28 protein-coding genes and 1 pseudogene are annotated in these 23,690 nt (G+C 72.1%); 9 read left to right on the forward strand and 20 right to left on the reverse strand.

What is annotated here, in order from left to right:
* Together IE290_RS16385 and IE290_RS16390 are read right to left on the reverse strand one after the other, a co-directional pair.
* Positions 1-1,107, reverse strand: a complete 1,107-nt coding sequence (locus IE290_RS16385; protein WP_191245431.1) for a glycosyltransferase — start codon at positions 1,105-1,107, stop codon at positions 1-3.
* Positions 1,108-1,111: 4 nt separating this feature from the next.
* Positions 1,112-2,233, reverse strand: a complete 1,122-nt coding sequence (locus IE290_RS16390; RefSeq protein ID WP_191245432.1) for a glycosyltransferase family 4 protein — start codon at positions 2,231-2,233, stop codon at positions 1,112-1,114.
* 142 nt (positions 2,234-2,375) lie between these two features.
* Between IE290_RS16390 and IE290_RS16395 the strand changes: the two genes are divergently transcribed.
* Positions 2,376-3,221 carry an inositol monophosphatase family protein gene (locus IE290_RS16395; protein ID WP_191245433.1) on the forward strand — a complete coding sequence of 282 codons (846 nt, stop codon included), beginning with the start codon at positions 2,376-2,378 and terminating at the stop codon, positions 3,219-3,221.
* Between the two features lie 35 nt (positions 3,222-3,256).
* A complete protein-coding gene (locus IE290_RS16400; protein WP_191245434.1) occupies positions 3,257-3,574 on the forward strand; it encodes a zinc-ribbon domain-containing protein in 318 nt (105 codons plus the stop codon).
* On the opposite strand, the gene IE290_RS16405 is transcribed toward IE290_RS16400, so the two are convergent.
* From IE290_RS16405 to menD, 4 genes and pseudogenes are all read right to left on the reverse strand, one after another.
* Positions 3,571-4,134, reverse strand: coding sequence for a dihydrofolate reductase family protein (locus IE290_RS16405; RefSeq protein WP_191245435.1), 564 nt, complete (start codon positions 4,132-4,134; stop codon positions 3,571-3,573). The two genes, IE290_RS16400 and IE290_RS16405, sit on opposite strands and share 4 nt — an antisense overlap.
* Positions 4,135-4,150: 16 nt before the next feature.
* Complete coding sequence (locus IE290_RS16410; RefSeq protein WP_229874535.1) at positions 4,151-4,633, reverse strand: DUF3592 domain-containing protein; 483 nt, start codon at positions 4,631-4,633, stop codon at positions 4,151-4,153.
* A 24-nt stretch (positions 4,634-4,657) separates the two neighbouring features.
* A pseudogene (locus tag IE290_RS16415) lies at positions 4,658-6,157 on the reverse strand (M1 family metallopeptidase).
* 100 nt (positions 6,158-6,257) lie between these two features.
* A complete protein-coding gene (gene menD / locus IE290_RS16420; RefSeq protein ID WP_191245436.1) occupies positions 6,258-7,922 on the reverse strand; it encodes a 2-succinyl-5-enolpyruvyl-6-hydroxy-3-cyclohexene-1-carboxylic-acid synthase in 1,665 nt (554 codons plus the stop codon).
* 57 nt (positions 7,923-7,979) lie between these two features.
* Between menD and IE290_RS16425 the strand changes: the two genes are divergently transcribed.
* From IE290_RS16425 to IE290_RS16440, 4 genes are read left to right on the forward strand one after another with little or no spacing between them, the layout of a single operon-like run.
* The gene (locus IE290_RS16425; RefSeq protein WP_191245437.1) at positions 7,980-8,903 is read left to right on the forward strand and encodes a 1,4-dihydroxy-2-naphthoyl-CoA synthase; all 924 of its coding nucleotides are present in this window, start codon (positions 7,980-7,982) and stop codon (positions 8,901-8,903) included.
* A gap of 7 nt (positions 8,904-8,910) precedes the next feature.
* Positions 8,911-10,059: an o-succinylbenzoate--CoA ligase gene (menE, locus tag IE290_RS16430; protein ID WP_191245768.1), complete on the forward strand. Its 1,149-nt coding sequence runs from the start codon at positions 8,911-8,913 to the stop codon at positions 10,057-10,059.
* A gap of 31 nt (positions 10,060-10,090) precedes the next feature.
* On the forward strand, positions 10,091-10,231 hold the full coding sequence (locus IE290_RS16435; protein WP_191245438.1) for a hypothetical protein: 141 nt from the start codon (positions 10,091-10,093) through the stop codon (positions 10,229-10,231).
* 23 nt (positions 10,232-10,254) lie between these two features.
* The gene (locus IE290_RS16440; protein WP_191245439.1) at positions 10,255-11,127 is read left to right on the forward strand and encodes a 1,4-dihydroxy-2-naphthoate polyprenyltransferase; all 873 of its coding nucleotides are present in this window, start codon (positions 10,255-10,257) and stop codon (positions 11,125-11,127) included.
* On the opposite strand, the gene cds1 is transcribed toward IE290_RS16440, so the two are convergent.
* The 3 genes from cds1 to IE290_RS16455 are packed head-to-tail and all read right to left on the reverse strand — an operon-like array spanning position 11,120 to position 12,943.
* Positions 11,120-12,193, reverse strand: a complete 1,074-nt coding sequence (gene cds1 / locus IE290_RS16445) for an L-cysteine desulfhydrase Cds1 (protein WP_191245440.1) — start codon at positions 12,191-12,193, stop codon at positions 11,120-11,122. The two genes, IE290_RS16440 and cds1, sit on opposite strands and share 8 nt — an antisense overlap.
* Entirely contained in the window at positions 12,177-12,458 is a 282-nt protein-coding gene (locus IE290_RS16450; protein WP_191245441.1) for a DUF4229 domain-containing protein, read from the reverse strand. Before IE290_RS16450 ends, cds1 begins: the two co-directional genes overlap by 17 nt.
* An 11-nt stretch (positions 12,459-12,469) precedes the next feature.
* Positions 12,470-12,943 (reverse strand): Lrp/AsnC family transcriptional regulator, encoded by a 474-nt coding sequence (locus IE290_RS16455; RefSeq protein ID WP_191245442.1) that lies wholly within the window; start codon positions 12,941-12,943, stop codon positions 12,470-12,472.
* A 212-nt stretch (positions 12,944-13,155) separates the two neighbouring features.
* Between IE290_RS16455 and IE290_RS16460 the strand changes: the two genes are divergently transcribed.
* Both IE290_RS16460 and IE290_RS16465 read left to right on the forward strand, forming a co-directional pair.
* Complete coding sequence (locus IE290_RS16460) at positions 13,156-13,365, forward strand: BldC family transcriptional regulator (protein WP_191245443.1); 210 nt, start codon at positions 13,156-13,158, stop codon at positions 13,363-13,365.
* Positions 13,366-13,496: 131 nt separating this feature from the next.
* Positions 13,497-13,670 (forward strand): hypothetical protein, encoded by a 174-nt coding sequence (locus IE290_RS16465; protein WP_191245444.1) that lies wholly within the window; start codon positions 13,497-13,499, stop codon positions 13,668-13,670.
* A 1-nt stretch (position 13,671) separates the two neighbouring features.
* On the opposite strand, the gene IE290_RS16470 is transcribed toward IE290_RS16465, so the two are convergent.
* The 4 genes from IE290_RS16470 to IE290_RS16485 are packed head-to-tail and all read right to left on the reverse strand — an operon-like array spanning position 13,672 to position 18,142.
* Complete coding sequence (locus tag IE290_RS16470) at positions 13,672-14,769, reverse strand: MinD/ParA family ATP-binding protein (protein ID WP_191245445.1); 1,098 nt, start codon at positions 14,767-14,769, stop codon at positions 13,672-13,674.
* A complete protein-coding gene (gene ccsB, locus IE290_RS16475) occupies positions 14,769-15,767 on the reverse strand; it encodes a c-type cytochrome biogenesis protein CcsB (RefSeq protein WP_191245446.1) in 999 nt (332 codons plus the stop codon). Before ccsB ends, IE290_RS16470 begins: the two co-directional genes overlap by 1 nt.
* Before the next feature lie 6 nt (positions 15,768-15,773).
* Complete coding sequence (resB, locus tag IE290_RS16480) at positions 15,774-17,372, reverse strand: cytochrome c biogenesis protein ResB (protein ID WP_191245447.1); 1,599 nt, start codon at positions 17,370-17,372, stop codon at positions 15,774-15,776.
* Entirely contained in the window at positions 17,369-18,142 is a 774-nt protein-coding gene (locus IE290_RS16485) for a cytochrome c biogenesis CcdA family protein (protein WP_017986418.1), read from the reverse strand. Before IE290_RS16485 ends, resB begins: the two co-directional genes overlap by 4 nt.
* 121 nt (positions 18,143-18,263) lie before the next feature.
* Between IE290_RS16485 and IE290_RS16490 the strand changes: the two genes are divergently transcribed.
* Positions 18,264-18,833: a hypothetical protein gene (locus tag IE290_RS16490; RefSeq protein ID WP_191245448.1), complete on the forward strand. Its 570-nt coding sequence runs from the start codon at positions 18,264-18,266 to the stop codon at positions 18,831-18,833.
* Here IE290_RS16490 and IE290_RS16495 read toward each other — a convergent pair.
* The 7 genes from IE290_RS16495 to hemB form a co-directional block, all read right to left on the reverse strand.
* Positions 18,770-19,345, reverse strand: coding sequence for a TlpA family protein disulfide reductase (locus IE290_RS16495; protein ID WP_191245449.1), 576 nt, complete (start codon positions 19,343-19,345; stop codon positions 18,770-18,772). The genes IE290_RS16490 and IE290_RS16495 overlap by 64 nt on opposite strands.
* Positions 19,342-19,968, reverse strand: a complete 627-nt coding sequence (locus IE290_RS16500) for a histidine phosphatase family protein (RefSeq protein ID WP_191245450.1) — start codon at positions 19,966-19,968, stop codon at positions 19,342-19,344. The genes IE290_RS16495 and IE290_RS16500 overlap by 4 nt, the downstream gene beginning before the upstream one ends.
* The gene (gene hemL / locus IE290_RS16505; protein ID WP_191245451.1) at positions 19,965-21,272 is read right to left on the reverse strand and encodes a glutamate-1-semialdehyde 2,1-aminomutase; all 1,308 of its coding nucleotides are present in this window, start codon (positions 21,270-21,272) and stop codon (positions 19,965-19,967) included. The genes IE290_RS16500 and hemL overlap by 4 nt, the downstream gene beginning before the upstream one ends.
* 25 nt (positions 21,273-21,297) lie before the next feature.
* Positions 21,298-21,642: a hypothetical protein gene (locus IE290_RS16510; RefSeq protein ID WP_191245452.1), complete on the reverse strand. Its 345-nt coding sequence runs from the start codon at positions 21,640-21,642 to the stop codon at positions 21,298-21,300.
* Between the two features lie 12 nt (positions 21,643-21,654).
* Positions 21,655-22,077 (reverse strand): transport-regulating membrane protein Mce1N, encoded by a 423-nt coding sequence (mce1N, locus tag IE290_RS16515; RefSeq protein WP_191245453.1) that lies wholly within the window; start codon positions 22,075-22,077, stop codon positions 21,655-21,657.
* Between the two features lie 2 nt (positions 22,078-22,079).
* On the reverse strand, positions 22,080-22,598 hold the full coding sequence (locus IE290_RS16520) for a hypothetical protein (RefSeq protein ID WP_191245454.1): 519 nt from the start codon (positions 22,596-22,598) through the stop codon (positions 22,080-22,082).
* A 67-nt stretch (positions 22,599-22,665) separates the two neighbouring features.
* Complete coding sequence (hemB, locus tag IE290_RS16525; protein WP_191245455.1) at positions 22,666-23,637, reverse strand: porphobilinogen synthase; 972 nt, start codon at positions 23,635-23,637, stop codon at positions 22,666-22,668.
* Positions 23,638-23,690 lie beyond the last annotated feature (53 nt).

Genomic DNA, 23,690 nt, shown 5'->3' on the forward strand with positions numbered 1-23,690 from the left:
TCAGGAGCCTAAAGCAGATAACATCCCTCGCACGCTCGCGGGCCACGCGAATTCCTCCGCCCGCGCCCGGGAAGCCGCACGTCGCAGGTCCTCCGGGCTCTCCAGCAGGCCGGTCACGGCGGTCGCGAACGCCCGCGGCACGTCCGGAACCGCCGCCCCGCACCCGGGCCGGACGATCTCCCGCAGCGCCGAGGACTGCGACACCACCACCGGCGTCCCGGACGCCAGCGCCTCCAATGCGGCGAGCCCGAACGTCTCGTGCGGGCCGGGCGCGAGTGAGACGTCCGCGCTCGCCAGCAGCCGCGCGACCGTACTCCGGTCGGACACGAACCCGAGGAACGTGACCGGCAGCCCGCGGGCCCGCCGCTCCAGCGCCCGCCGTCGCGGCCCGTCCCCGGCGATCACCAGCCGCACCCGGTCGCCCGACTCGGTCAGCTCGGCGACGGTGTCCACACTGCGCTCGACGTGCTTCTCCGGCGACAGCCGTCCACAGTGGACGAGCAACGCGTCGGCGCCGGAGGCCAGCTCGGAACGCAACCCGGGATCGTGGTGCCGCGGCTGGAACGCGGCCAGATCGACGCCCAGCGGGACCTGGCGGACGTTGGCGACCCCGATCCGGTCGAACTCCTCGCGGGCGAACGACGTGGTGCACACGACGGTGTCGTAGTTGCCCGCCATCCGCCGGTTGGCGACGTCGGCCACGCGGCGGGCCAGCGGACCGGGCACGAGGAACTGCTGCAGCAGCCGGTCCAGCCGCTCGTGCGAGATCACCACGCTGGGCACGTCGCGCCGGTGCGCCCACACCCCCATCCCGCGCAGGGTCAGCCGGTCGGACACCTCCAGCCGGTCCGGGCGCAGCGCCGACAGCAACGCCCGCACCCGGTACGGGTCAACCGCGCGGTAGCCGCCGGTGCCGGGGATCTTCGGCGCGGGCAGGCTGATCCGGCGCACCCCGGTGGGCAGCCGCTCCTCGGCGTGCCGGGGCCCTGGCACGACCAGCGTCACGCGGTGGCCGCTCGCCACGTACCCGGCGCCCAGGTGGTGCAGCGCGGTGCGCAGCCCACCGGAGCGGGGCCCGTAGAAGTTCGCCAGCTGGACGATGTGCATGGCATCAGGCGGCTCGCGCGACGCGGCCGGTGACCACCTCGTAGTGCTGCACCAGCTCCGCGCACACCGCAGGCCAGGTCCGGCCCAGCACGACCTTGCGCGCCTTGCCTCCCAGCCGCTCCCGCAGCGCCGGGTCGCGCAGGTCGCGCACGCGCCGCACCAGCTCCTCGGCGAACCCGGCCGGATCGGGCGGCAGCAGGTACCCGGTGCGACCGGGCAGGACCAGGTCCCGCGGGCCGCCCGCGTCCGGCGCCAGCACCGGCAGCCCGGAGGCCATCGCCTCCTGCACCGCCTGGCAAAACGTCTCGTGCGGTCCGGTGTGGACGAACACGTCGAGGCTCGCGTAGGCCGCGGACAGCTCGTCGCCGTAGCGGGCGCCGAGGAACGCCGCGCCGGGCAGCCGGTCCCGCAGCTCCTCGCGGTCCGGCCCGTCGCCGACGACCACCAGCCGCACGCCGTCCACACCGGCCAGCGCGGCGAGCCGGCCGACCTCCTTCTCCGGCGCCAGCCGCCCGACGAACCCGACCAGCAGCTCCCCGTTGGGCGCGAGCCGGGCACGCAGCTCGGGGTCGGCGTGCGCGGGCGAGAAGCGCTCGACGTCCACGCCCCGGCCCCAGCGGTGCACGCGGGGCACGCCGTGCGCGCGCAGGTCCTGCACGGACTGGGTGGACGGCGCGAGCGTCCGGTCGGCCTTGGCGTGCAGCCGGCGCACCCACCGCCACGCCGCCCGCGCGCCGAGGCCGAGCCCGTACGCGGTGGCGAACCCGGCGATGTCGGTCTGGAACACCGCGATCGAGGGCACCCGCAGGCGCCGGGCCGCGGCCAGCCCACGCGCGCCGACCACGAACGGCGAGGCCAGGTGCACCACATCCGGCCCGAACGCGGTGAGCGCCGTCAGCACCGTGCGGGTGGGCAGGCCGATCGGCAGCGAGTTGACCACCGGCAGGTCCAGCGCCGGGATCCGCACCACGGGCGCACCGCGGTAGTGCGTGGGCCCGGTGAGACCGGGCGCGACCACCATCACGTCGTGGCCGGTGCCGGTGAGGTGCTCGATGACCCGCAGCACGGAGTTGGTCACGCCGTTCACCTGCGGAAGGAAGCTTTCGGTGACGATGGCGACGCGCACGATGCCACCGTGGCAGCCGGTCCGGTTCGGGCGGAAAAGCCCGCGTGACGAGGGGACCAACGGTGCCCGAACTTCACGAAGCTTTCTCCGCTTCACCTGGGTGTCGCGTCCCGGACACTTGGTGCCGCCACACTCGGCTGGCGTGACCCTCCTCTCCGCCCGCCCACCCCACCCGGTCGAACCGGGCTTGCTGTCGCGAGCGCTCGAGGTCGCCGGGCGGCTGGCCAACGACGCCACCGACGTGATCACCGCGACCGCCGGCCGGGGCGCCCACCCCGACATCGCGGACTCGCCGTTCGACTGGGTCACCGACACCGACCGCATCCTGGAGCGGCACACCCGCCGCGTGCTGACCGCGGAGTTCCCCGGCATCCCCGTCGTGGGCGGCGAGTTCGGAGCCGACACCGGCGCCGATTCGGCGGCCTACCGGTGGGTGGTCGACCCGGTCGACGGCACCGCCAACTACGTCGCCGGCGTGCCGTGGTGCGCCTACAGCCTCGCGCTGGTCGACGCGTCCGGGCCGGTCGTCGGAGTGGTCGCCGACCCCTACCGCGCCCAGATCTACGCCGCCGCGCGCGGCCGCGGCACGCGCGCCAACGGCAAACCGGTCCGGCTGGTCGACCGGGACCGGATCGCCGGGTCGATCGTGTGCACCGAACTGGCCCGCAAGGGTCCGTGGCCGGGCATGGGCTCGTTCATCGAACGCGCCGCCGAGGCGCACGCCGGGGTGCGGGTGCTCGGCTCGGCCGCGTTGTCGATCGCGCAGGTCGCGCTCGGGCACGCCATCGCCGCGGTGCTGCACAGCTACCACGAATGGGACGTGGCCGGCTCGGTCGCGCTGGCCATCGAGGCCGGCGCCGTGGTGCTCGACCGGCGCGGCTCGGACAGCCCGCTGCCCACCGACGGCCTGCTCGTCGCCGCACCCAGCGTCGCCGAGGAAGTCCTGTCGTGGTGGCAGGAAACCGAACGGGAGATCCGCGCGTCCTAGCCCCGGAGAAGATCACGGACCCGGGAGAACACGACATGCTGATCTACGGCTGGCGCAAGAGCGTCCAGGAGCTGGCCACCGCGACCTACCTGTGCGGGAACTGCCAGAACCCGAGCGCCCACGCGCTGCGCCGCGCCGTCACGAAGTTCACGCTGTTCTTCATCCCGCTGTTCCCGATCAGCTCGAAGTACTTCACGGTGTGCACCTTCTGCGGCATGACGAACAAGCTGACCAAGGACGAGGCGCGACAGGTCCAGGCCATGCAGCAGCAGGCGCCGCAGGCCGCGTTCCCACAGCAGCACGCGCCCCAGTACCCGCAGCAGCAGATCCAGCCGCCGCGCCAGGGTTTCTAACGCACCACGCGGTAGTGGAGGAAGACGACCTTCGAGGGAAAGGTGCGGGTTTCCAGGAGTTCGAGATCCACCCGGCGCTCGCGGTGGTCGAAGTACGGGGTGCCGCCGCCGACCAGCACCGGGTAGACCCTGATCCGGTACTCGTCGATCAGCCCCAGCTCGGCCGCCTGGGCGGCCAGGTTCGCACCGCCGATCCCGATGTTGCCGTCCCCCGGTTCGGCGCGCAGCCGCTCGATCTCCTCCGCCAGGCCGCCGGAGGCCAGGCGGGCGTTGCCCCGCACCTCCGACAGCGTGTTGGAGAAGACGACCTTGGGCAGCGCGTTCCAGATCGCGGCGAACTCGCGCTCCCCGTCGTCGAGCGAGTGCTCCTGCTCGGCGGTCTCCCAGTACAGCATCGTCTCGTACAGCCGTCGCCCCATCAGGTGGACGCCGAGGTCGCGGACCTCGTCGGTGGCGAAGCGGAAGACCTCCTCGTCGGGCTCCGACCAGTCGAAGCCACCATCCGGCCCGATGATGTAACCGTCGGCAGAGGCAGACAGCGAATAGGTCACACTGCGCATCGGGTCCTCCTGAGCTTCAGCCGGATCTGACCGGGGTTTCGCTGTCCACGACGGCGACCTCCGGTTCGACCGGCACGGCGCGGCGCAGGCGCTGGCGGATCAGCCACGCCACCGCCACGGCGACCAGCCAGGTGACCAGGATCGTGGTGCCCAGCGGCAGCAGCGTCAAGGTCGCGGTGCGGCCGGCGACGCGGGCCAGGTCCGGATCGGTCGCGTCGTATTCGATGCGCACCAGGTCGCCCGCGACCAGCCCGCTCGGGTAGAGCACGCCGTTGGACGGGATGTGCACGATGCCGTCCGGGGTTTCGAACCGGATGATCGTGCGGTCCCAGGCCACCGCGTCGACCTCGGCCGTCGCCGTGCCCAGGTGGCCGGTGATGGCCTGGTCGTTGCGGATCGCGGCGAGCAGCAGCCCCGCGCACAGCACGGTGATCACGACGGCGACGGCGAGCACGCAGCGACGGCCGACCTTCAGCCACCACAGAGTTCTCGCCGTCACTCGTCCGAGCATAGAAGGTGCGGGTTAACGGCTGTGCCCGGCCGCCAGCAGCCGGTGGGTCTGCTGGATGGCGGGGTAGGACTTCGGCTGCGCGGCGGCGCGCAGGGTGGCCGCGCCGTTCGGGCCGGTGGCCGGCTTGCCCGCGGTGAACAGCCAGGTCTGGAACAGCTGCCGCAGCGGCTTGCCGGAGACCTGCTCGGCCAGCGCGACGAAGTCGCTGATGCGGGCGTCGTCGCCGCGGTGCTGGGCGACCTAGGTGCGCAGGATCGTGAAGAACGCGTCGTCACCGACCGCCGTGCGCAGCGCCTGGACGGCCAGCGCGCCGCGGTCGTAGACGGCGTCGTCGAACTGGTTGGCCGCGCCCGGGTCGCCGGGCAGGACCTGCCAGAACGGGTCGTCGGCCGGGTGGGAGTCGTAGACGTACTGGGCGAGCTCGGCCGCGGTGCCCTCGCCCTGGTGCTCCGACCACAGGTACTCGGCGTAGCTGGCGAAGCCCTCGTTGAGCCAGATGTCGCTCCAGCGGCCCAGCGAGACGGAGTCGCCGAACCACTGGTGGGCGTTCTCGTGCGCGACGACCGAGGTGTTCGCGCCGGCGACGAAGAACTTGTTGCTGTAGACCGGGCGGGTCTGGGCCTCCAGCGCGAAGGTCAGCCCGGTGCTGACCACGCCGCCCTGCGCCTCGAACGGGTACTCGCCGAACTGGCTCGCCAGGAACTCGACGATCTCCGGGGTGCGCTCGACGCTGGCCTTGGCGGCGCCCAGGGAGTCTCCGGTGGCCGCGTCGTAGGCGGTGAGGAACGGCTGACCGCCCGGGGTGGTGGCCCGGTTGATCTCGAACTTCCCGACCTCGAGGGTGGTCGCGTAGGTGTTCTGGGGCTGGGTGCTGCGCCAGTTCCAGCGCGTCCAGCCGGCGCGCTGCTTGGTCGTGCGGACGAGCGTGCCGTTGGACAGGGCGGCGACGTCGTCGGGCACCTCGACGGAGACGTCGTAGGTCGCCTTGTCGGTGGGGTGGTCGCTGGCCGGGTACCACCACTGGGAGTTCTGCGGCTCGTCGACGGCGAGCGCGCCGTCCGGGGTCTTCTTCCAGGCGGTGTAGCCGTCGATGACGACCTTGGAGGGCGTGTCGGCGTAGGTGACGACGACGGTGACCGGCTGGTTCTTCGCGAGCGGCTTGGCCGGGGTGACTTCCAGCTCGCCGTCGCGGACGGTCCGGAAGGTGGCCGGCTTGTTGTTCACCCGGATGTCGCGGACCCGGAGGCCGAAGTCGAGGTCGAAGCTGGACAGGTCCTGCGTGGTGGTGGCGAGGATCGTCGTGGTGCCGGAGAGCTGGTCGGTGGCCGGCTGGTAGGTGAGGCGGATGTCGTAGTGCGCGACGTCGTAGCCGCCGTTGCCGGCGTAGGGGTAGTAGGGATCGCCGGCGCCGGAGGCCCCGGGAGCGGGCGCGGCGGTGGCGGTCGAGGCGAGGAGCACGATCGCGATTCCGGTGGTCACGGCCCCCAGGCCGGCGCGAGTTCGCAGACGCATGGGGCGGACGCTAGCGGGAAAACTTCCCACCGGAAACGGCCGAAAGAAGGTTCCCACTGACTGAGGCGAGTTGACCACTCCGGGGCGGGCGTGGCGGAGGTCAGGAGAGAGCGCTCGACACCGCCGTGCGGATGCGCGCGTGCAGGTCGCGGTGGCGGGTGCGGTCCACCTGCACCTCGACCACCCGCAGGCCGGGCGTCGGGCGCAGCGCCTCGCGGAACTCCTCGATCGTGCCGGCGCGCACGTGCGGGATGCCGAACCCCGCGCACAGCGCCGACAGGTCCGCGCCGTGCGGGGTGCCGAACACGTGCTCGAACGCGTCCCGGTGCTCGGGCGCCCCCTGCTCCAGCAGCGAGAAGATCCCGCCGCCGTCGTCGTTGAGCACCACGATCGTCAGGTCCGGCCGGGTGTCCGCCGGGCCGGCCAGCAGACCGTTCACATCGTGCAGGAACGTCAGGTCACCGAGCAGCGCGTAGGACTGCCCGCGGTGCACCGACGCCGCGCCGATCGCCGTCGACACCGTGCCGTCGATGCCCGCCACGCCGCGGTTGCGGTGCACCAGGATGTCCGGCCGCATCCGCCCGGCCAGCGCCACGTCCCGCGCCGGGTTGGACGAGCCGACCACCAGCAGCGCGTCCGGCGGCAGGGCGTCGACCAGCTCCGACGCCAGCCGCAGCCCGCTCGGCCACTGCTCGCGCCGCAACGCCCGGCCGACGGCTTCGTTCGCCAGCGCGTCCGCTCGCTGCCACGCGGCCAGCCAGTCCGGATCGGCGGGCTTGGTCGGCGAGTCGAACCACTGCCCGACCTGCCGCACGTTGTGCGCGGGCGCGGGCCAGTCCGAGTCCGGCCGCACCAGCAGCACCTCGACGTCGGCGTCCGACAGCAACTGCTGGATCTGCCGGAACACCGTCGGCCGGCCCAGGCACAGCACCTGCTCCGGCTTGTGCCGCCGGATGAACTCCTCCGCGCCGAGCAGCCACACGCCGGAGGAGATCGCCGACGACCCGAGCAGCCCGAGGCCGCCGGTCTCCGAGATCACCGGCCAGCCGTGCTGCTCCCCCCATTCGCCGGCGGCCCGCACCCCGCTGTCGCACGCGATGACCAGGCCGCACCGGGCCGAGGGCACCACGAACGACGGCAGCGCGCCGAAGTCCGGCAGCTCGGTCCACCGCTCCCCGCCGGGGCGGCCCTCCAGCGACTCGTACCACTCGTCGTCGCCGTCGGGCACCAGCGGCTCGCGGAACGGGACGTTCAGGTGCACCGGGCCGCAGCGCCACTCGCCGTAGGCCGCGTTCCAGGCCCGGCAGATCTGGCTGCGCCAGTACGCGTTCTGCCCGCCGCGCCGCTCGGCGACGGCCAGCTCGTCGAAGTAGCGGACCGCCCCGCCGTAGAGCCGCTGCTGCTCGATGACCTGGTTCGCGCCCGCGGCGCGCAGCTCCGGCGGGCGGTCGGCGGTCAGCACGATCAGCGGCACCCCGGCCCGGTCGGCCTCCAGGACCGCGGGGTGGAAGTTCGCCGCCGCGGTGCCGCTGGTGCACACCACGGCGACCGGGCGCCCGGTGCGCGCCGCGATGCCGAGGGCCAGGAAACCGGCGCCCCGCTCGTCGATGCGGACGTGCAGCTGGAGGCGTCCCGCGGCGGCCGCGGCGTGCAGCGCCAGCGACAGCGGCGCGTTGCGCGAGCCCGGGCAGAGCACCACGTGGGAGACGGTGTTGCGGACGAGTTCGTCCACGATGACCTTGGCCTGCGCGGTCGACGGATTCACCGGGCACCGCCCGGCGTGTCACCCGTCACCACAGTCACACGGCCTATTCTCCCAAACGTGCATGACGCCCAGGTTTCCGAGCTGTTCGACCCGTCCGCCTGGACCGAAATCGAGGGTTTCGGTTTCACCGACATCACCTATCACCGTTCCGTCGAGGCCCGCTCCGGCAAACGCGTCGTGCGCGTCGCGTTCGACCGCCCCGAGGTTCGCAACGCCTTCCGCCCGCACACCGTCGACGAGCTCTACCGCGCTCTCGACCACGCGCGGATGAGCTCAGATGTCGGCTGCGTCCTCCTGACGGGGAACGGTCCCTCGCCGAAGGACGGTGGGTGGGCGTTCTGTTCCGGTGGTGACCAGCGTATTCGCGGTCGGTCCGGCTATCAGTACGCAAGCGGCGAGACCTCCGACACGGTCGACCCCGCGCGGGCCGGCCGACTGCACATCCTCGAGGTCCAGCGGCTGATCAGGTTCATGCCGAAGGTCGTGATCGCGGTGGTCCCGGGCTGGGCCGCCGGTGGCGGGCACTCGCTGCACGTGGTGTGCGATCTCACGCTCGCCTCCGCCGAGCACGCGCGGTTCAAGCAGACCGACGCCGACGTGGGCTCGTTCGACGGCGGGTTCGGCTCGGCCTACCTGGCCCGCGAGGTGGGGCAGAAGTTCGCGCGGGAGATCTTCTTCCTCGGCCGGGAGTACGACGCCGAGCAGATGCACCGGATGGGCGCGGTCAACGCGGTCGTGCCGCACGCCGAGCTGGAGGCCGAGGCGCTGCGGTGGGGCTGGGAGATCCTCGGCAAGTCGCCGACCGCCCAGCGGATGCTGAAGTACTCGTTCAACCTGATCGACGACGGGCTGGTCGGGCAGCAGGTGTTCGCCGGCGAAACCACCCGTCTGGCCTACATGCAGGACGAGGCGGTCGAGGGCCGGGACGCGTTCCTGGAGAAGCGGGACCCCGACTGGTCGGCGTTCCCCTACTACTACTGAGGTGAGCGTGCGCGAGGTCTGGCTGCGGGGCCCGGAATCGATCGACGAGCTGGCCGGGGCGGTCGCCGCGGCGCTCGACGGGGGCGAGGCGGTGCTACCCCTCGACGCCGGTGATCCCAAGGCCGCCGGATTGCTGGCCGGGATGCGGCCGGACGAGCCGGTGGAGCCGGGCACCGCGGTGATCATCGCGACCTCGGGGTCCACCGGCGAACCCAAGGGCGTGCTGCTGTCCGCCGAGGCGCTGCAGGCGTCGGCGGCCGCCACGCACGCCCGGCTCGGCGGGCCGGGCCGCTGGCTGCTGGCGACCCCGGCGAACTACATCGGCGGCCTGCAGGTGCTGGTCCGGTCGATGCTCGCCGGGCAGCCGTTCGCCGTGCTGCCGCCTGGACCGTTCCGGGCGGAACGCTTCGCCGAGGCCGCGCGGCCGGTGCTCGCCGGGGACGGGCCGCGCTACACCGCGATGGTCCCGACCCAGCTGACCCGCCTGCTCGACGCCGGCGGCCCCGGCCTGGACGCGGCCAAGGCGTTCGACGCGATCATCCTCGGCGCCGCCGCCACCACCCCGGCCCTGCGTGCCCGCGCCGCCGAGGCGGGCGTGCGGATCGTCCCGTCCTACGGGATGAGCGAGACCGCGAGCGGCTGCGTCTACGACGGCGTCCCGCTCGACGGGGTCGACGTGCGGATCGCCGACGACGGCCGGATCCTCATCGCCGGGCCGGTCCTGACCCACGGCTACCGGCTGCGTCCCGACCTCACCGCCGAGGCCTTCGACGGGCGCTGGTTCCGCACCGGGGACCGCGGGCAGCTGCGCGACGGGCGCCTCGAAGTCCTCGGCCGCCTCGACGACGTGATCAACACCGGCGGGGTCAAGGTGTCCGCGGCGGCGGTGGAACGCCTGATCACAGCCCTGCCGGGGGTGCGGGAGACCTGTGTGGTCGGGTTGCCGGACGCCGAGTGGGGCCAGGTCGTCGCCGCCGCGGTCGTGGCCGAGGGCGAGGCGCCGAGCGTGGACGAGCTGCGGGCGGCGGTGCGGGCGTCCGCGGGTGCCGCGGCCGTGCCGAAGCGGGTCGAGTTCGTTACCACACTCCCGCTGCGCGGGCCGGGCAAAATCGACCGGACAGCGGTCGCGGAGCAGATTTTTCCCCCGGTTGGTTGACATCGGGCGCGGACCGTCTTTCAGTTAGCCCATGATCTCGCTGAAACGTCTCCTGGTCGCGGCCGTCGGAGCCGCGTTCGCCGTCCTCGCCGTAGCCGGCACGGCGGCGGCCGATCCGCCGCTGCCGGACTCCGGCACGCTCACCTGGTCCGTCCCGGTCGTCGGGGAGTAGGCGCGCTCGACCAGAATGCAGTCATGGCGACTGTGACGGAGTGGATCGAGGGGGCCCGGCCGCGGACGCTGCCCAACGCCGTGGCCCCGGTGGTGGCTGGTGTGGGGGCGACGATCCAGCTGGGGGCGTTCACCTGGTGGCAATCGCTGCTCGCGCTCCTCGTGGCGCTCGCGCTGATCATCGGCGTCAACTTCGCCAACGACTACTCCGACGGCATCCGCGGCACGGATGCCGACCGGGTCGGGCCGTTGCGCCTGGTCGGCTCCGGTGCGGCGGCGCCGAAGCTCGTGCTGACCGCGGCCTTGACCTGCTTCGGCGTGGCCGGGGTGGTCGGGCTGGTGCTGGTGGCGGTCACCGGGCGGTGGTGGCTGATCGCGATGGGCGCGGCGTGCATCCTCGGCGCCTGGTTCTACACCGGCGGCCGCAAGCCCTACGGTTACGCCGGGCTCGGCGAGGTCGCGGTGTTCATCTTCTTCGGCCTGGCCGCCGTGCTGGGGACGGTGTACGTGCAGGCCGGGCGGATCAGCTGGGAGGCGCTGGGGGCCGCGGTGGCCGTCGGGTGCTTCTCGATGGCCGTGCTGGTGGCGAACAACCTGCGGGACATCCCGACCGACGAGGTGGCCGGGAAGGTGACGCTCGCCGTCCGCCTGGGCGACGCCGGGACGCGGCGGTTCTACCTGACGCTGATCGCGGTGCCGTACGTGGTGACGGTGCTGCTGGCGGTGTGGCACCCCTGGCCGCTGATCGCGCTGGTGACCGCGCTGCTGCTGCGGACGCCGGTGCGGGCGATCACCGGCGGCGGGACGGGGCCCGGGCTGATCCCGGTGCTGAAGGACACCGGGTTGGCGATGCTGGCCTGGTCGGTGCTCACCGCCGTGGGGCTCGCGATCAGCTGACCCACTTGCCCGTTGCGAGGAAACGTTCCATGCGCGCGGTGTGCGGGGCCAGGTCGAAGCCCTGCTGGGTGATCCACTCGTCGTTGTAGTACGTGTGCGCGTATCGCTCGCCGCCGTCGCAGATGAGGGTTACCACGCTGCCCACCTGGCCCGCCTCGAGCATGCTCGCGATGATCTCGAACGCCGCGTACAGCGCCGTGCCCGTCGAGCCGCCCGCCCAGTGGCCGGTGCGCTCCCGCAACAACCTGATCGCCGCCATCGACGCGGCGTCCGGGACCTGGATCATGTGGTCGATCACCGTCGGCACGAAGGACGGCTCCACCCGCGGCCGTCCGATGCCCTCGATGCGCGACGGCATCCCCGTGGTGTAGTCCATGGCGCCGGTCTGCCACGCGCCGTAGAACGACGAGTTCTCCGGGTCGGCCACCGCGATCTTCGTGGTGTGCCGCCGGTAGCGCACGTACCGGCCGAAGGTCGCGCTCGTGCCGCCCGTGCCCGCGCCGACCACGATCCACGACGGGACCGGGTGCCGTTCGGCGCGCATCTGGGCGAACACCGACTCCGCGATGTTGTTGTTGCCGCGCCAGTCCGTCGCCCGCTCGGCGTAGGTGAACTGGTCCAGGTAGTGCCCGCCGCACTCCGCGGCGAGCCGCTCGGCCTCGCTGTACATCGCGGACGGGACGTCCACGAAGTGGCACCGGCCGCCGTAGAACTCGATCAGCTCGATCTTCTCCTGGCTGGTCTTGCGCGGCACCACCGTCACGAAGTCCAGGCCGAGCATCCGGGCGAAGTACGCCTCGGACACCGCGGTCGAGCCGCTGGAGGCCTCGATCAACGTGGTGTCCGGCCCGATCTGGCCGTTGACCAGCGCGTACAGCAGCAGCGACCGGGCCAGCCGGTGCTTGAGCGAGCCGGTCGGGTGCACCGACTCGTCCTTCAGGTACAGGTCCACGCCCCACTCGGGCGGCAGCGGGAAGCAGTGCAGGTGCGTGTCGGCGCTGCGGTTCGCGTCGGCCTCGATGAGGCGGATCGCTTCGCGCACCCACGCCCTATTCGTCGGCGGCATCCTCGCCCCTCAGCTGGGCCCGCAGCTTCGCCCGCTCGCGCGCGCGGTGCTCGTTGCGCGCCGCCAGCCCGGCGGTGACCCGCGCGTTCAGCCCGCGGAACGCCAGCAGCCCCACCGGCAGGCCGACCACCACCCCGACGGCGATGGCGACCAGCAGCGGCACCTTCACCAGGACGAGCACAGCCGCCACGACGACGATCAGCCCGAACCGCGCGAGCAGGTAAAGCGTCAGGTCGCGGCCCAGATGAGTACGGGTCTCGCTCACGTCTGAGGAGCCTACGCGCCGGTGGCGGGCGGGTCTTCGAGCACCGTGTTGTTCGGCCGCCCCTCGAACCGCGTGGACAGCACCACCGTGGTCCGCGTGCGCGCCACCCCGCCGATCCGCCGCAACCGCCCCAGGGTGTGCTCCAGCTCGTCGACCGTCGGCACCCGGACCTTCACCACGAACGCCTCGTCGCCGGCGACCGCGTAGCAGCTCTCCACCTCGGGCAGCGCGCCCAGTTCCTTGGCCACGTCGTTGTCGTCGGCGGTGTCGGTGGGCTGGATGCCGACCAGCGCGGTCACCCCCAATCCGACGGTGCTCGGGTTGACCGTCGCGTGGTAACCGGTGATCACGCCGGCCGCTTCGAGCTTGCCGACGCGCTCGTGCACGGACGACGCGGACAGCCCCACGGTTCTGCCCAGCTCCGCGTAGGTGGCACGGCCGTTCAGGCGCAACGCGGCGATGATCTTGCGGTCCAGCGCATCCACGGACGCCAGCCTAAGGTGCCTTTACCCACAGGCGCCCACCACCGCCGCGCCAGTTGCTTAGCGTGCGCAAGCTGGGCGTTTTGTCCATTACTACCCCTTTACCTATTGACAACCGTTCGAGTACCTGGCGGGTGAGATGCCACGATTGCCGTGTTGATCGAACCGGGGCTTCGACCTCCGGTTTAGCACCTTGGTCGTTAAGGAGGCGGAAAATGACCGCTAGCACGGGAGGGCGCCTGCTGACGCCCGGCGAAGTCGCCGCGTTGTTCCGGGTCGACCCGAAGACCGTGACCCGGTGGGCGACCGCGGGCCGCATCGGCTCGATCCGCACCCCCGGCGGGCACCGGCGGTTCCGGGAGTCCGAGGTCAACGCCCTGCTGGCCGAGCTCACCACGGACGCGAGCGAGCCGTCCCGCGTCTGACGAGGCGGTGCGAACCCCGCGGACCGGCCCAGCCGGACCCGCGGGGCCCGAGCGCGTCAAGGAGAACTCACGCCCGAGGGGTTACCCTCGGTACAGCAGTTCCGCGCCAACGCACTCGGAAGGGAGCGGGGATGATCTACCTGCTCGCAGCGATCGGAGCGCTCACCATCGCTGTCCTGTTGTGGCGGGCCTTCGGCCCCGAGCACGTCGGAGTGTCCTCGCGAGCGACCGTCCCACCGGACGACGACCCCGAGTTCCTGCGCAAGCTGGGCGAGCAGAAGCCGCCCAAGTCCGACGAGGACTGATCTACCGCTTCCCCGGGAACGCGTCCGCCATCGTGGCGGCGAGTTCCAGCAGCGCCATCCGCGTCTCCGGCGTCAGGCGCTCCAGCTCGATCTCCGCGCCCTCTTCCAGGTGCGGGTCGAACGGGATCCGGCACACCGCCCTGGTCCGCGCCGCGAAGTGCGCGGCCAGCTTGTCCAGGTCCACCGAACCGGCCTTCGGGCGCACCGAGTTGATCACGGTCACCGACCGTTTCACCAGGTCGCCGTAGCCGTGGGCGTCCAGCCAGTCCAGAGTGGCCGACGCGCTGCGCGAACCGTCCACCGAACCCGACGACACCACGACCAGCGCGTCGGCCGCATCCAGCACGCCCTTCATGGCCGAGTGCATCAAACCGGTGCCGCAGTCGGTGAGCACGATGTTGTAGAAGTGCTCCAGCAGGTTGACCGTGCGCAGGTAGTCGCTCTCCGAGAACGCCTCCGACACGGCCGGGTCCTGCTCGCTGGCGAGGATCTCCAGCCGGCTCGACCCCTGTGAGGTGTAGGCGCGGACGTCGCTGTAGCGGGTGATCTTGTCCGCGTCCCGCAGCAGGTGCCGCACCGTCGCCGTGGTCTCGATCGGGATCTTCTGCGACAGCGTGCCGCGGTCCGGGTTCGCGTCGACCGCGATCACCCGGTCCCCGCGCAGCGCGGCGAACGTCGAGCCGAGCGTGGTGGTGATCGTGGTCTTGCCGACCCCGCCCTTCAGGCTCAGCATCGCGATCCGGAAGCACCCGCGAAGCGGCTGGTTCACCCGCGCGACCAGCTCACGCTGCCGCTGCTCCTGCGGGCTCTCCCCCGGGTTGATCAGCTTGCCGGAGGCCAGGTAGACCGCCTTGCGCCAGCCGGACTGGGGCACGCGCTTCGGCGGTCGCACGGCACGCTCGGGGGCCGCGTGCCGCGGCCGCGAGGGCTGCGGCAGCGGCGGGTACGGGTACTGCGGCTGCCCGTACTGCTGCTGCAGCGGGGGCAGGTTCGGGTCGTAGCCGGGCTGCTGGGGCCGCGGCGGCGGAGGAGCCGGGTGCGAGGTGGAGTCGGTTCGTTCGTCGGAGAAGTAGGACTCGGGTTCGCGCGGCTCGGTCATCAGCCGACCCCGGCGTAGGAATGCAGGCCCGTGGTGACGAGGTTGACGAAGAACAGGTTGAACACCGTCACCGCGAACCCGAGGGTGTTGATGACCGCGGCGCGGGTGCCGCGCCAGCCCGCCGTGGCCCGCGAGTGCAGGTAGGCGGCGTAGACGACCCACGCGATGAACGCGGTGGTCTCCTTCGGGTCCCAGCCCCAGAACCGGCCCCACGCGGCCTCGGCCCACACCGCGCCGCACAGCACGCCGAAGGTGAACAGCGGGAACGCGAACACGGTGGTGCGGTAGGCGATGCGGTCGAGCACGTCCGCGGCCGGCAGCCGCGAGCCGAACCGGGCGAAGCGCTTCGGGTCGCGCTCGTGCGCGGTGCGGATCAGGTACAGGATGCTGGCGACGCCGGGCACCAGGAAGATGCCGGACGACGCGGCCGCCGCGGACACGTGGATGACCAGCCAGTACGACTGCAGCGCGGGCTGGACCGGCGCGGCCACGGTGTAGAGCATCGTGCCGCCGACGAACATCAGGATCACGACCGGCAGCAGCAGGAAGCCGGACAGGTGGCGGGCCGGGAACTTGCGGATCACCACGAGCCAGGTCACCACGGCGATGAACGTCACCGCCATGATGTATTCGTACATGTTGCCCCACGGCACGCGGTGCGTCGCCACACCGCGCAGCACCAGCGCGGCCAGGTGCAGCAGCGCGCCGAGGACCGCGAGCGAAGCGCCCATGCGGCCGATCCGCTCGGCGCGGCCACGGGCGGCGCGGGTCGCGGGAGTTTCAGCCGGAGGGGTGACGGACTCGGTGGTGTCCGGGCCGCCGGCGCCGACCAGTTCGCGGGCCCGCTCCCGGGTGCGCTCGGCCGCGCGGCGCCCCTTGGCGCCGAAGGACTGTTCGATGAGGAAGAAGACCAGCGCCAGTACGTAAATGGCGGTCGCTGTCGTGTAGGACCAGTCGCTGTACTGGGACAACGTTGCGTTAACAGCAGCGCCCGGCATTTCCGCTTACCTCCGTTTGCCCGTGAGCAGCTCTTCCGCGATCCGGGTGAACTCCTCGCCGTAGCCCGCCTGGTCGGTGCGGGCGAGCCCGCCCACCTCGACCACGGTACCCGTCCCGGCCTCGGCGCCCGGGACGACCCGCACCCACAGCCTGCGGCGTTTGATCAGCAACGACAACCCGAGGCCGAGGAACATCGCGACGGCGAACCCGAGCACGTACGTCTGCGTCGGGTCGTGTGAAATCTGCAGCGACACGAAGCGCTGCACCCCGTCGAACCGCACCACCGTGCCGTCGTCGAGGGTGACCGACTGGCCGACGTTCAGGTTCGAGCGGGCCACCCGGGTGAGGCGGCCGTCGTCCACCATGGACTGGTCGATGGAGAAGATCGACTGGCTCTGCCCGGAGTCGAGGCCCAGGTCGCCGCGCATCACGTCGACCGCGACCATCGGGTTGGTCATCTCCGGCCCGCCGCCGGTCAGCACGCCGCCGTGCAGCAGACCGTCCGGCGCGAACAGGCCGGTGACCGCGAGCTGCTTGGTGCGCCGCTCGAACGGGTCGGTGATGTTCGGCGGGTCGAACTTGGTCGCGCCCTCGTTCAGCGTCCCGGTGGGGTCGGTCGGGCGCCACTGCGTGGCCTGCGTGCGGGTGGTGCCGTCCGCCCAGGTGATCGTGAAGATCGGCGAGTAGCCGTTGCCGAGCAGGTAGACGCGGTCGCCGGCCAGCCGCAGCGGCGAGTTGACCTCGAGCAGGTAGTCGCGCCAGGTGCCGGTCTCCAGGTCCGCGCCCGCTTGGTACTGGACGTGCGACTTGTACTGGACGGGCTGGCCGGCCTCGGTGAACTCGGCGCTGAAGTCGTCGACCTTGACGCAGAACGGGTTGAGGTCGGTGCCGTCGACGCGCAGGCCGGGGCTGAACGAGTCGTAGGCGTAGATCCCGGAGTTGCAGAACTGGGACCCGTTGGCCTGGACGATCACCTGGCCCTCGTAGGTGTACATCTTGCCCAGCGCGAAGGCGATGATCAGCCCGAGCATCCCGAAGTGGAAGACCAGGTTGCCGGTCTCGCGGAGGTAGCCGCGCTCGGCGCTGATCGTGCGGGCGCCGCCGTCCTCTTCCCGCTCGACCGCGCGCCAGCCCTTGAGCCGGGTGCGGGCGGCGGCCAGGACCTCGTCCGGGTCGCGCGGGGTGGTGGCCTTGGCGAAGTGCGGCAGCCGGGACAGGTTGCGCGGGGTCAGCACCGGCTTGGCGCGCATCGACTTCAAGTACTCGACGCTGCGCGGCAGCAGGCAGCCGACCAACGAGATCATCAGCAGCAGGTAGATCGCCGAGAACCAGACGCTGGAGTAGACGTCGAAGAACTGCAGGCGGTCCAGCAGCGTGCCCCACCAGCCGTGGTCGGCGATGTACTGCTCGGTCTTCGGGGCGTTGAGCGTGCGCTGCGGCAGCAGGGCGCCGGGCAGCGCGGCGAGCGCGAGCAGGAACAGCAGGATCAGCGCGGTACGCATCGCGGTGAGGCCGCGCCAGGTGTTGCGCAGGAACGCCAGGACCCGCTTGCCGGGCGAGTCGCGGTAGGGCTTGGGCTCCGGGGGCGCTTCGGTGGCGGTCACAGCGGCAGCACCGTGTCCGTGACGAAGGCGTCGCGCAGCCAGCTGACCAGCTCGCCCCACAGGCCGGTGACCAGCAGGACCCCGACGACGAGGAGCAGCCCGCCGCCGAAGATCTGGACGCGGCGGCCGTTGCGGCGCAGCCAGTCGGTGGCCCGCACGGCCCAGCGCGCGCCGAACGCGATGAGCAGGAACGGCAGGCCGAGGCCCAGGCAGTAGACCAGGACCAGCAGGAACCCGCGGGCGCCGCTGGAGCCGGTGCCCGCTGCCAGCGCGAGCACCCCGGACAGCGTCGGGCCGATGCACGGCGTCCAGCCGAGCCCGAACACCGCGCCCAGCAGCGGCGCGCCGAGCAGGCCGCCGCGCGGTACGCGGTGCGACCGGACGTCGCGCTGCAGGGCCGGGATGAGACCGAGGAAGACCAGGGCCATCGCGATGGTCACCACACCGCCGACGCGCTGCAGCAGGTCCTGGTTGACCAGCAGGGCGTCGGCGAGCCACACCAGGCTGCCGACCCCGGCGGCGAAGACGACGGTGAAGCCGAGCACGAACAGGCCGGCCGCGCCGACGACCGCGTACCGGCCCTTCTTGCGGTCCTCGTCCGCGGTGACGGCCGGGGCGTCGGCGCCGACCAGCGCGGCGAGGTAGGCGAGGTAACCCGGCACGAGCGGGACGACGCACGGCGAGGCGAACGAGATGGCGCCGGCGAGCAGGGCGACCCCGGCGGCGAGCAGCAGCGGCCCGGAGGTCGCCAGCTCGGTCACGGAGTTCACGGTTCGAGGGTAAGCAGTGAGTTCGGTGTGAGTTCACCGGGATGGTCTCGGCCGATCGGCCGAGGACGGCTAGCCCTTCGACCGAAGCCGGCGCCGTGGTCCGCACCATACCTTTTCGGCCATGACGATTCCGCTGCGTGCCCACGCGTTGCTGTCCGTGCTGGTCGGAGCGCCGCTGGTGTGGGAAATCACCCGCGTCGACCTGAGCCGTCCCGCGTCCTACGCGTTCCTGCTCGGCTGCGCGCTCGTCGCCGCCGCGCCGTGGCTCGCGCTGCGCTTCCGCTGGTGGGCCGGGGCGCTGCCGGCCGCGGCCGGGGTGCTCGGCTCGGCCGGGCTCGTGCTGCTGGCGGACTGGTTGCCCGCCCGGCCCGAGGTGGTGAACCTGCCGCTGGTCCAGGTGGCCGGCCTGATCGCGGTTCTGGTGATCGTGTTGCGCGACGCCGGGCCGTGGGGCGCGGCGCTGGGCGCGACCGGCCTCACGCTGTCCGCCGCGGCCGCCGCCGTGGCGATCCAGCAGTGGGCGCGGGTCTCGCCGCAGCTCGCCACGCCGCACCCGCCGACGGTCGCCGGGACCGCGTTCCTGCTGTTCGGCGGCGCGCTGGCGCTCGGGGTGTTCCTGCGGTCGGGTTACTCGGCCGCGAGCCGCTGGACCACCGGCTCGATGTCGCTCGCCAGGATCGACCGCAGGTAAACCGCGGCCACCCGCTGCTGCTTGTCCAGGATGATCGTGGACGGCACGACGTTGCGCGGATAGCCGGACAGCTGCAGCAGGCTGCGGCCCGGCGGGTCGTAGATCGACGGGTAGGTCAGCTGCCGGTTGCGCACGAAGTCCCGCGGCGCCGAACGGTCGTCGTCGCGCACGTCGAGGCCGAGGACCTGCACGCCCTTGGCCTGGTGCGCCAGGTACAGCTTCTCCAGCTCCGGCGCCTCGGTGCGGCAAGGCGCGCACCACTGGCCCCAGATGTTGATCACCACGACCTTGCCGGCGTAGTCCGCGACCGAGATCGTCTTGCCCTCGGTCATCAGGTCCTCGCCGGACAGGTTCGGGATCGGCTGCCGGTCGGCGCCCTCGTAGAGGATGTCGGTCTTGCCGCCCGGCGCGACGAACTCGAAGCTGCTGCCCTGGGACACCGCGTCCTTGCCGGTGCTGCACCCGGCGAGCACGAACGCGCTCGCCAGGACGGCCGCGAGGATCCGCTTCACGCCCCGGTCACCTTCGGGTCGGTGGCGCCGGCCGGTTCGCTGTAGACGATCTTCACCAGCTCCTCGCCCTGGAAGACCAGGCTGGTCAGCGACGCGAGCGAGCACTGGCGGCGGCGCGGGTCGTGCCACAGCGGCTTGGCCTCGAGGAACCGGCGCAGCGTCCAGATCGGCAGCTGGTGCGACACGCACAACGCCTCGTGGCCCTCGGCCTTCGAGCGGGCCCGCAGCACCGCGCCGAGCATCCGGTGCGCGATCTCCACGTACGGCTCGCCCCAGGACGGCAGGAACGGGTTGCGCAGCTTCGGCCAGTGCCGCGGCTGGCGCAGCGCGCCGTCGCCGACGGCGACCTTCTGGCCCTCGAACGCGTTGCCCGCCTCGATCAGCCGCTCGTCGGTCTGCACGTCCAGCCGGTGGGCCGCGGCGATCGGCGCCGCGGTCTCCTGCGCGCGCTGCAGCGGCGAGGAGACGACGTGGACGATGTCGTGGGCGGCGACCGCCTCGGCCACGGTGAGTGCCTGGCGGCGGCCGCGCTCGGACAGGTGGAAGCCGGGCAGCCGGCCGTAGAGGATCCCGTCCGGGTTGTGGACTTCACCGTGCCGCAGCAGGTGCACGATCGTCGTCACTGGCGCGCCTCCGCGCTCTGGGCCGCCTGCGCAGCCGCAGGTAGCGCGGCCTCGATGACCTCGAACGCGGCGTCGTCCATCACGGAGTTGACGAACCAGGCCTCGTACGCGCTCGGCGGACCGTAGACGCCGCGCTCGAGCAGCGCGTGGAAGAACGGCGGGAAGCGCCAGGTGTCCGTGCTGGTGGCGTCGTGGTAGTTGCGCACCGGCTCCTCGCGGAAGAACACGCTGAGCAGGTTCCCGGCGTAGGCCACGTGGTGCGGCACGCCCGCCTTGGTCAGGGCCTCGGTGAACAGGGCGCCCAGGCGCTGCGAGTTGGCGTCCAGGCGGCGGTACACCTCGTCGTCGGCCGCGCGCAGGGCGGCCAGGCCGGCGGCCACCGCGACCGGGTTCCCGGACAGCGTGCCCGCCTGGTAGACCGGGCCGGTCGGCGCGAGCCGCGCCATCACGTCGGAGCGGCCGCCGAACGCCGCAGCGGGCAGGCCGCCGGACATGACCTTGCCGAACGTGTAGAGGTCGCCGGGCACGCCCTCGATGCCGAACCAGCCGGACCGGGACACCCGGAAGCCGGTCATGACCTCGTCCATGATCAGCAGCGCGCCGTGCTCGTGCGCGAGGTCGCGCAGCTGGGCGTTGAAGTCGGGGCCGGGCGCGACGGCGCCCATGTTGCCCGCGGCGGCCTCGGTGATGATCGCCGCGATCGAGTCCGGGTTGTCCGCGAAGGACTGCCGCACGGCCTCGATGTCGTTGTAGGGCAGCACGATCGTGTCCGCGGCCTGCGCGCCGGTCACCCCGGGCGAGGTCGGCAGGCCGAACGTGGCGACGCCGGAGCCGGCCTGGGCGAGCAGCGCGTCGACGTGGCCGTGGTAGCAGCCGGCGAACTTGATGATCTTGCTGCGGCCGGTGAACCCGCGGGCCAGCCGGATCGCGCTCATCGTCGCCTCGGTGCCGGAGTTGACCAGCCGCACCTGGTGCACCGGGTCGACGCGGTCGATGATCTCCTCGGCCAGCTCGACCTCACCGATCGTCGGCGTGCCGAACGACAGGCCCGAGCTGGCGGCCTCCCGCGCGGCTTCGACGACCGCCGGGTGCGCGTGCCCGAGGATCATCGGACCCCAGGAGGACACCAGGTCCACGTACCGGTTGCCGTCCGCGTCCCACAGGTACGGGCCCTCGCCGCGCACCATGAACCGCGGCGTGCCGCCTACGGAGTTGAACGCCCGCACCGGCGAGTTCACGCCGCCGGGTGTCACGGCGGCGGCCCGGTCGAACCATGCCCTGGACTTGTCGACTTCTCGCGTCACGGACCCCAGTCTTGCAAAAGACCCGTCAGGCCTGGTTCAGGTGTCCGGCGAAGTAGCCGAAGTCATCCTCGTCGCCGCTGCCTTCGCGGCTCTTGCGGCGGCGCTTGACCCGCAGCGCGAGCAGGATCTGGCGCACCGCGTCGGCCAGCAGGATCCCGGCGACCACGCCGAGGCCGATCGCGCCGGACATCCAGCTGCCGATCCAGCGGGTGCTGGTCAGGACGGTGCCGTCGGTGAGCGTCACCACCACGGTGTGCACGCCGTGCGGCCACAACTGGAACGCGCCCCACACGGCGACCGCCGCCAGCAGCACCTCGGCCAGCGCGACGACCGCGCGCGCGGGCTGGTTCAGGCGGGCCTGTTCAGTCACGTGAGCAGCCTCTCATGCCGTCCGCGCGTCCCGCAGCGCGGTCCGCAGCGCCTCGACGTCCTTGGCCCAGGCGAGGACGACCGTGTCGTCGGTGAGCCGGATCGGCAGGGCTTCGTACTTGTTCGGGGTGGTCCAGCCGCCGCCGAGGACCCTGGCCCCGGTGGGCGCGCCGACGTCGGTGACCTCGGCGATGTCCTGCAGCGGTACCCGCTCGCGGCCCTGCCACAGGGCGTCGTCGGTGACCTGGACGGTGAGGAACCGGCGCCGCGCGTAGACCCAGGGCGCGGTGATCGCGGCGAGGCCGAGACCGACGATCACCCACGCGACGGCGTGGGTGGTGCCGGTGAACAGCTCGGCCAGGAACCCGAGCAGCGCGAAGCCGGGCCCGTAGGCGAGGGCCGTCCAGCTCGCTCCGCGCTCCAGGTACCGGGCCACGGCTACCGGCGGCCGACCTTCGGGAAGTACGGCTGCACGGAGGGGATGTACATCAACGCGAGCGCGACGAGGCCGAGCAGCGTCGCGATCAACGTGACGGTCGTGTAGAAGCCCAGGAGTATCTGGAAGATCAGGGTGATCGCGATCAGGACCGTCAGGATGGTGCGGGCCGACCGGGTGCCCTGCCGGGCCTTCCAGGCGAACAGCACGTACAGAGCCGCGAACGACACCGAGCCGACCAGCAGCACCGCGAACAGCACGGTGAGACCGTCACTGATGCGGTCGGGCGTGATCTGCGGGTTGGGGTTCTCCCTGACCAGGCGATCGATGGTGACCTGCCGGCCGAGGAACAACAGCAGGTAGCCGAGGACGAAGAGCACACCGCAGGCGACCCAGAGCCAGACCGACACCTGGACCGGCTTCGGCGGATCGGGCCGTTCGACCTCGTCGCCCGGCAGGCTCGGCGCCGGGGGCAGGCCCTGGGCGCGGCGCTCGTCGTCCGATTCGTTCCCTGCGGTCACACCCGAAGACTACTGCCGCGCGACGGCCGCGTTGAGGGCGGTGGCCGCCTTGGTCCGAGTCATGATCTCAGTCGAGCCAGGCCGCCGCTTCCGTCGCCCAGTACGTGAGGATCATGTCGGCGCCCGCGCGGCGGATCGAAGTCAGCACCTCGAGGATCGTGCGCTCGCGGTCCAGCCAGCCGTTCGCCGCGGCCGCCTCGACCATCGCGTACTCGCCGGAGATGTTGTACGCCGCCACCGGCACCGGGGAGACGTCGGCCGCCTGGCGGAGGATGTCCAGGTAGGGCAGAGCCGGCTTGATCATGATCGCGTCGGCGCCCTCTTCGACGTCCAGCTCGATCTCGCGCAGCGCCTCGCGCGCGTTGCCCGGGTCCTGCTGGTAGGTCTTGCGGTCGCCCTTGAGCTGGGAGTCCACTGCCTCGCGGAACGGGCCGTAGAACGCGCTGGCGTACTTCGCGGAGTAGGCGAGGATGGCGGTCTCGGTGTGGCCGGCCTCGTCGAGCGCCCGGCGGATGACGCCGACCTGGCCGTCCATCATGCCGCTCGGCCCGAGCATGTGCGCGCCGGCTTCGGCCTGGGCGACGGCCATGTCCGCGTAAAGCTCCAGGGTGGCGTCGTTGTCCACGGCGCCGTTCTCGTCGAGGACGCCGCAGTGGCCGTGGTCGGTGAACTCGTCGAGGCAGGTGTCGGCCATCAGGACGGTCGCGTCGCCGAGTTCCGCGCGCAGGTCGCGCAGGGCGACGTTGAGGATGCCGTTCTCGTCGATCCCGCCGGAGCCGGTGGCGTCCCGGTGCGCCGGGATGCCGAACAGCATGAGCCCGCCGACGCCGGCCCGCACGGCCTCGACGGCCGCCTTGCGCAGCGAGTCCCGCGTGTGCTGGACGACGCCCGGCATGCTCGCGATCGGCCGCGGGGCGTCGGCCCCTTCGGCGACGAACATGGGCAGGATCAGTTGACGCGGGCGGAGGGTGGTCTCGCTGACGAGGCGCCGCAGCGCCGCCGTGGTCCGCAACCGGCGGGGACGATGCTCGGGAAACACGCCACCGACGGTACTCCGGCCCCGGACACGGCTCGGGGCCGCCCGTGAGATCT

This window comes from Amycolatopsis deserti (assembly GCF_014653945.1).
Taxonomy (GTDB): domain Bacteria; phylum Actinomycetota; class Actinomycetes; order Mycobacteriales; family Pseudonocardiaceae; genus Amycolatopsis_E; species Amycolatopsis_E deserti.

Bases quoted from the DNA above. Each gene is read 5' to 3' on its own strand.
- IE290_RS16440 (WP_191245439.1), top strand. From the start codon at position 10,255: ATGGCGACTGTGACGGAGTGGATCGAGGGGGCCCGGCCGCGGACGCTG.
- IE290_RS16400 (WP_191245434.1), top strand. From the start codon at position 3,257: ATGCTGATCTACGGCTGGCGCAAGAGCGTCCAGGAGCTGGCCACCGCG.
- IE290_RS16470 (WP_191245445.1), bottom strand. From the start codon at position 14,769: ATGACCGAGCCGCGCGAACCCGAGTCCTACTTCTCCGACGAACGAACC.
- ccsB (WP_191245446.1), bottom strand. From the start codon at position 15,767: ATGCCGGGCGCTGCTGTTAACGCAACGTTGTCCCAGTACAGCGACTGG.
- IE290_RS16490 (WP_191245448.1), top strand. From the start codon at position 18,264: ATGACGATTCCGCTGCGTGCCCACGCGTTGCTGTCCGTGCTGGTCGGA.
- IE290_RS16465 (WP_191245444.1), top strand. From the start codon at position 13,497: ATGATCTACCTGCTCGCAGCGATCGGAGCGCTCACCATCGCTGTCCTG.
- IE290_RS16385 (WP_191245431.1), bottom strand. From the start codon at position 1,107: ATGCACATCGTCCAGCTGGCGAACTTCTACGGGCCCCGCTCCGGTGGG.
- IE290_RS16435 (WP_191245438.1), top strand. From the start codon at position 10,091: ATGATCTCGCTGAAACGTCTCCTGGTCGCGGCCGTCGGAGCCGCGTTC.
- IE290_RS16460 (WP_191245443.1), top strand. From the start codon at position 13,156: ATGACCGCTAGCACGGGAGGGCGCCTGCTGACGCCCGGCGAAGTCGCC.
- cds1 (WP_191245440.1), bottom strand. From the start codon at position 12,193: ATGCCGCCGACGAATAGGGCGTGGGTGCGCGAAGCGATCCGCCTCATC.
- IE290_RS16405 (WP_191245435.1), bottom strand. From the start codon at position 4,134: ATGCGCAGTGTGACCTATTCGCTGTCTGCCTCTGCCGACGGTTACATC.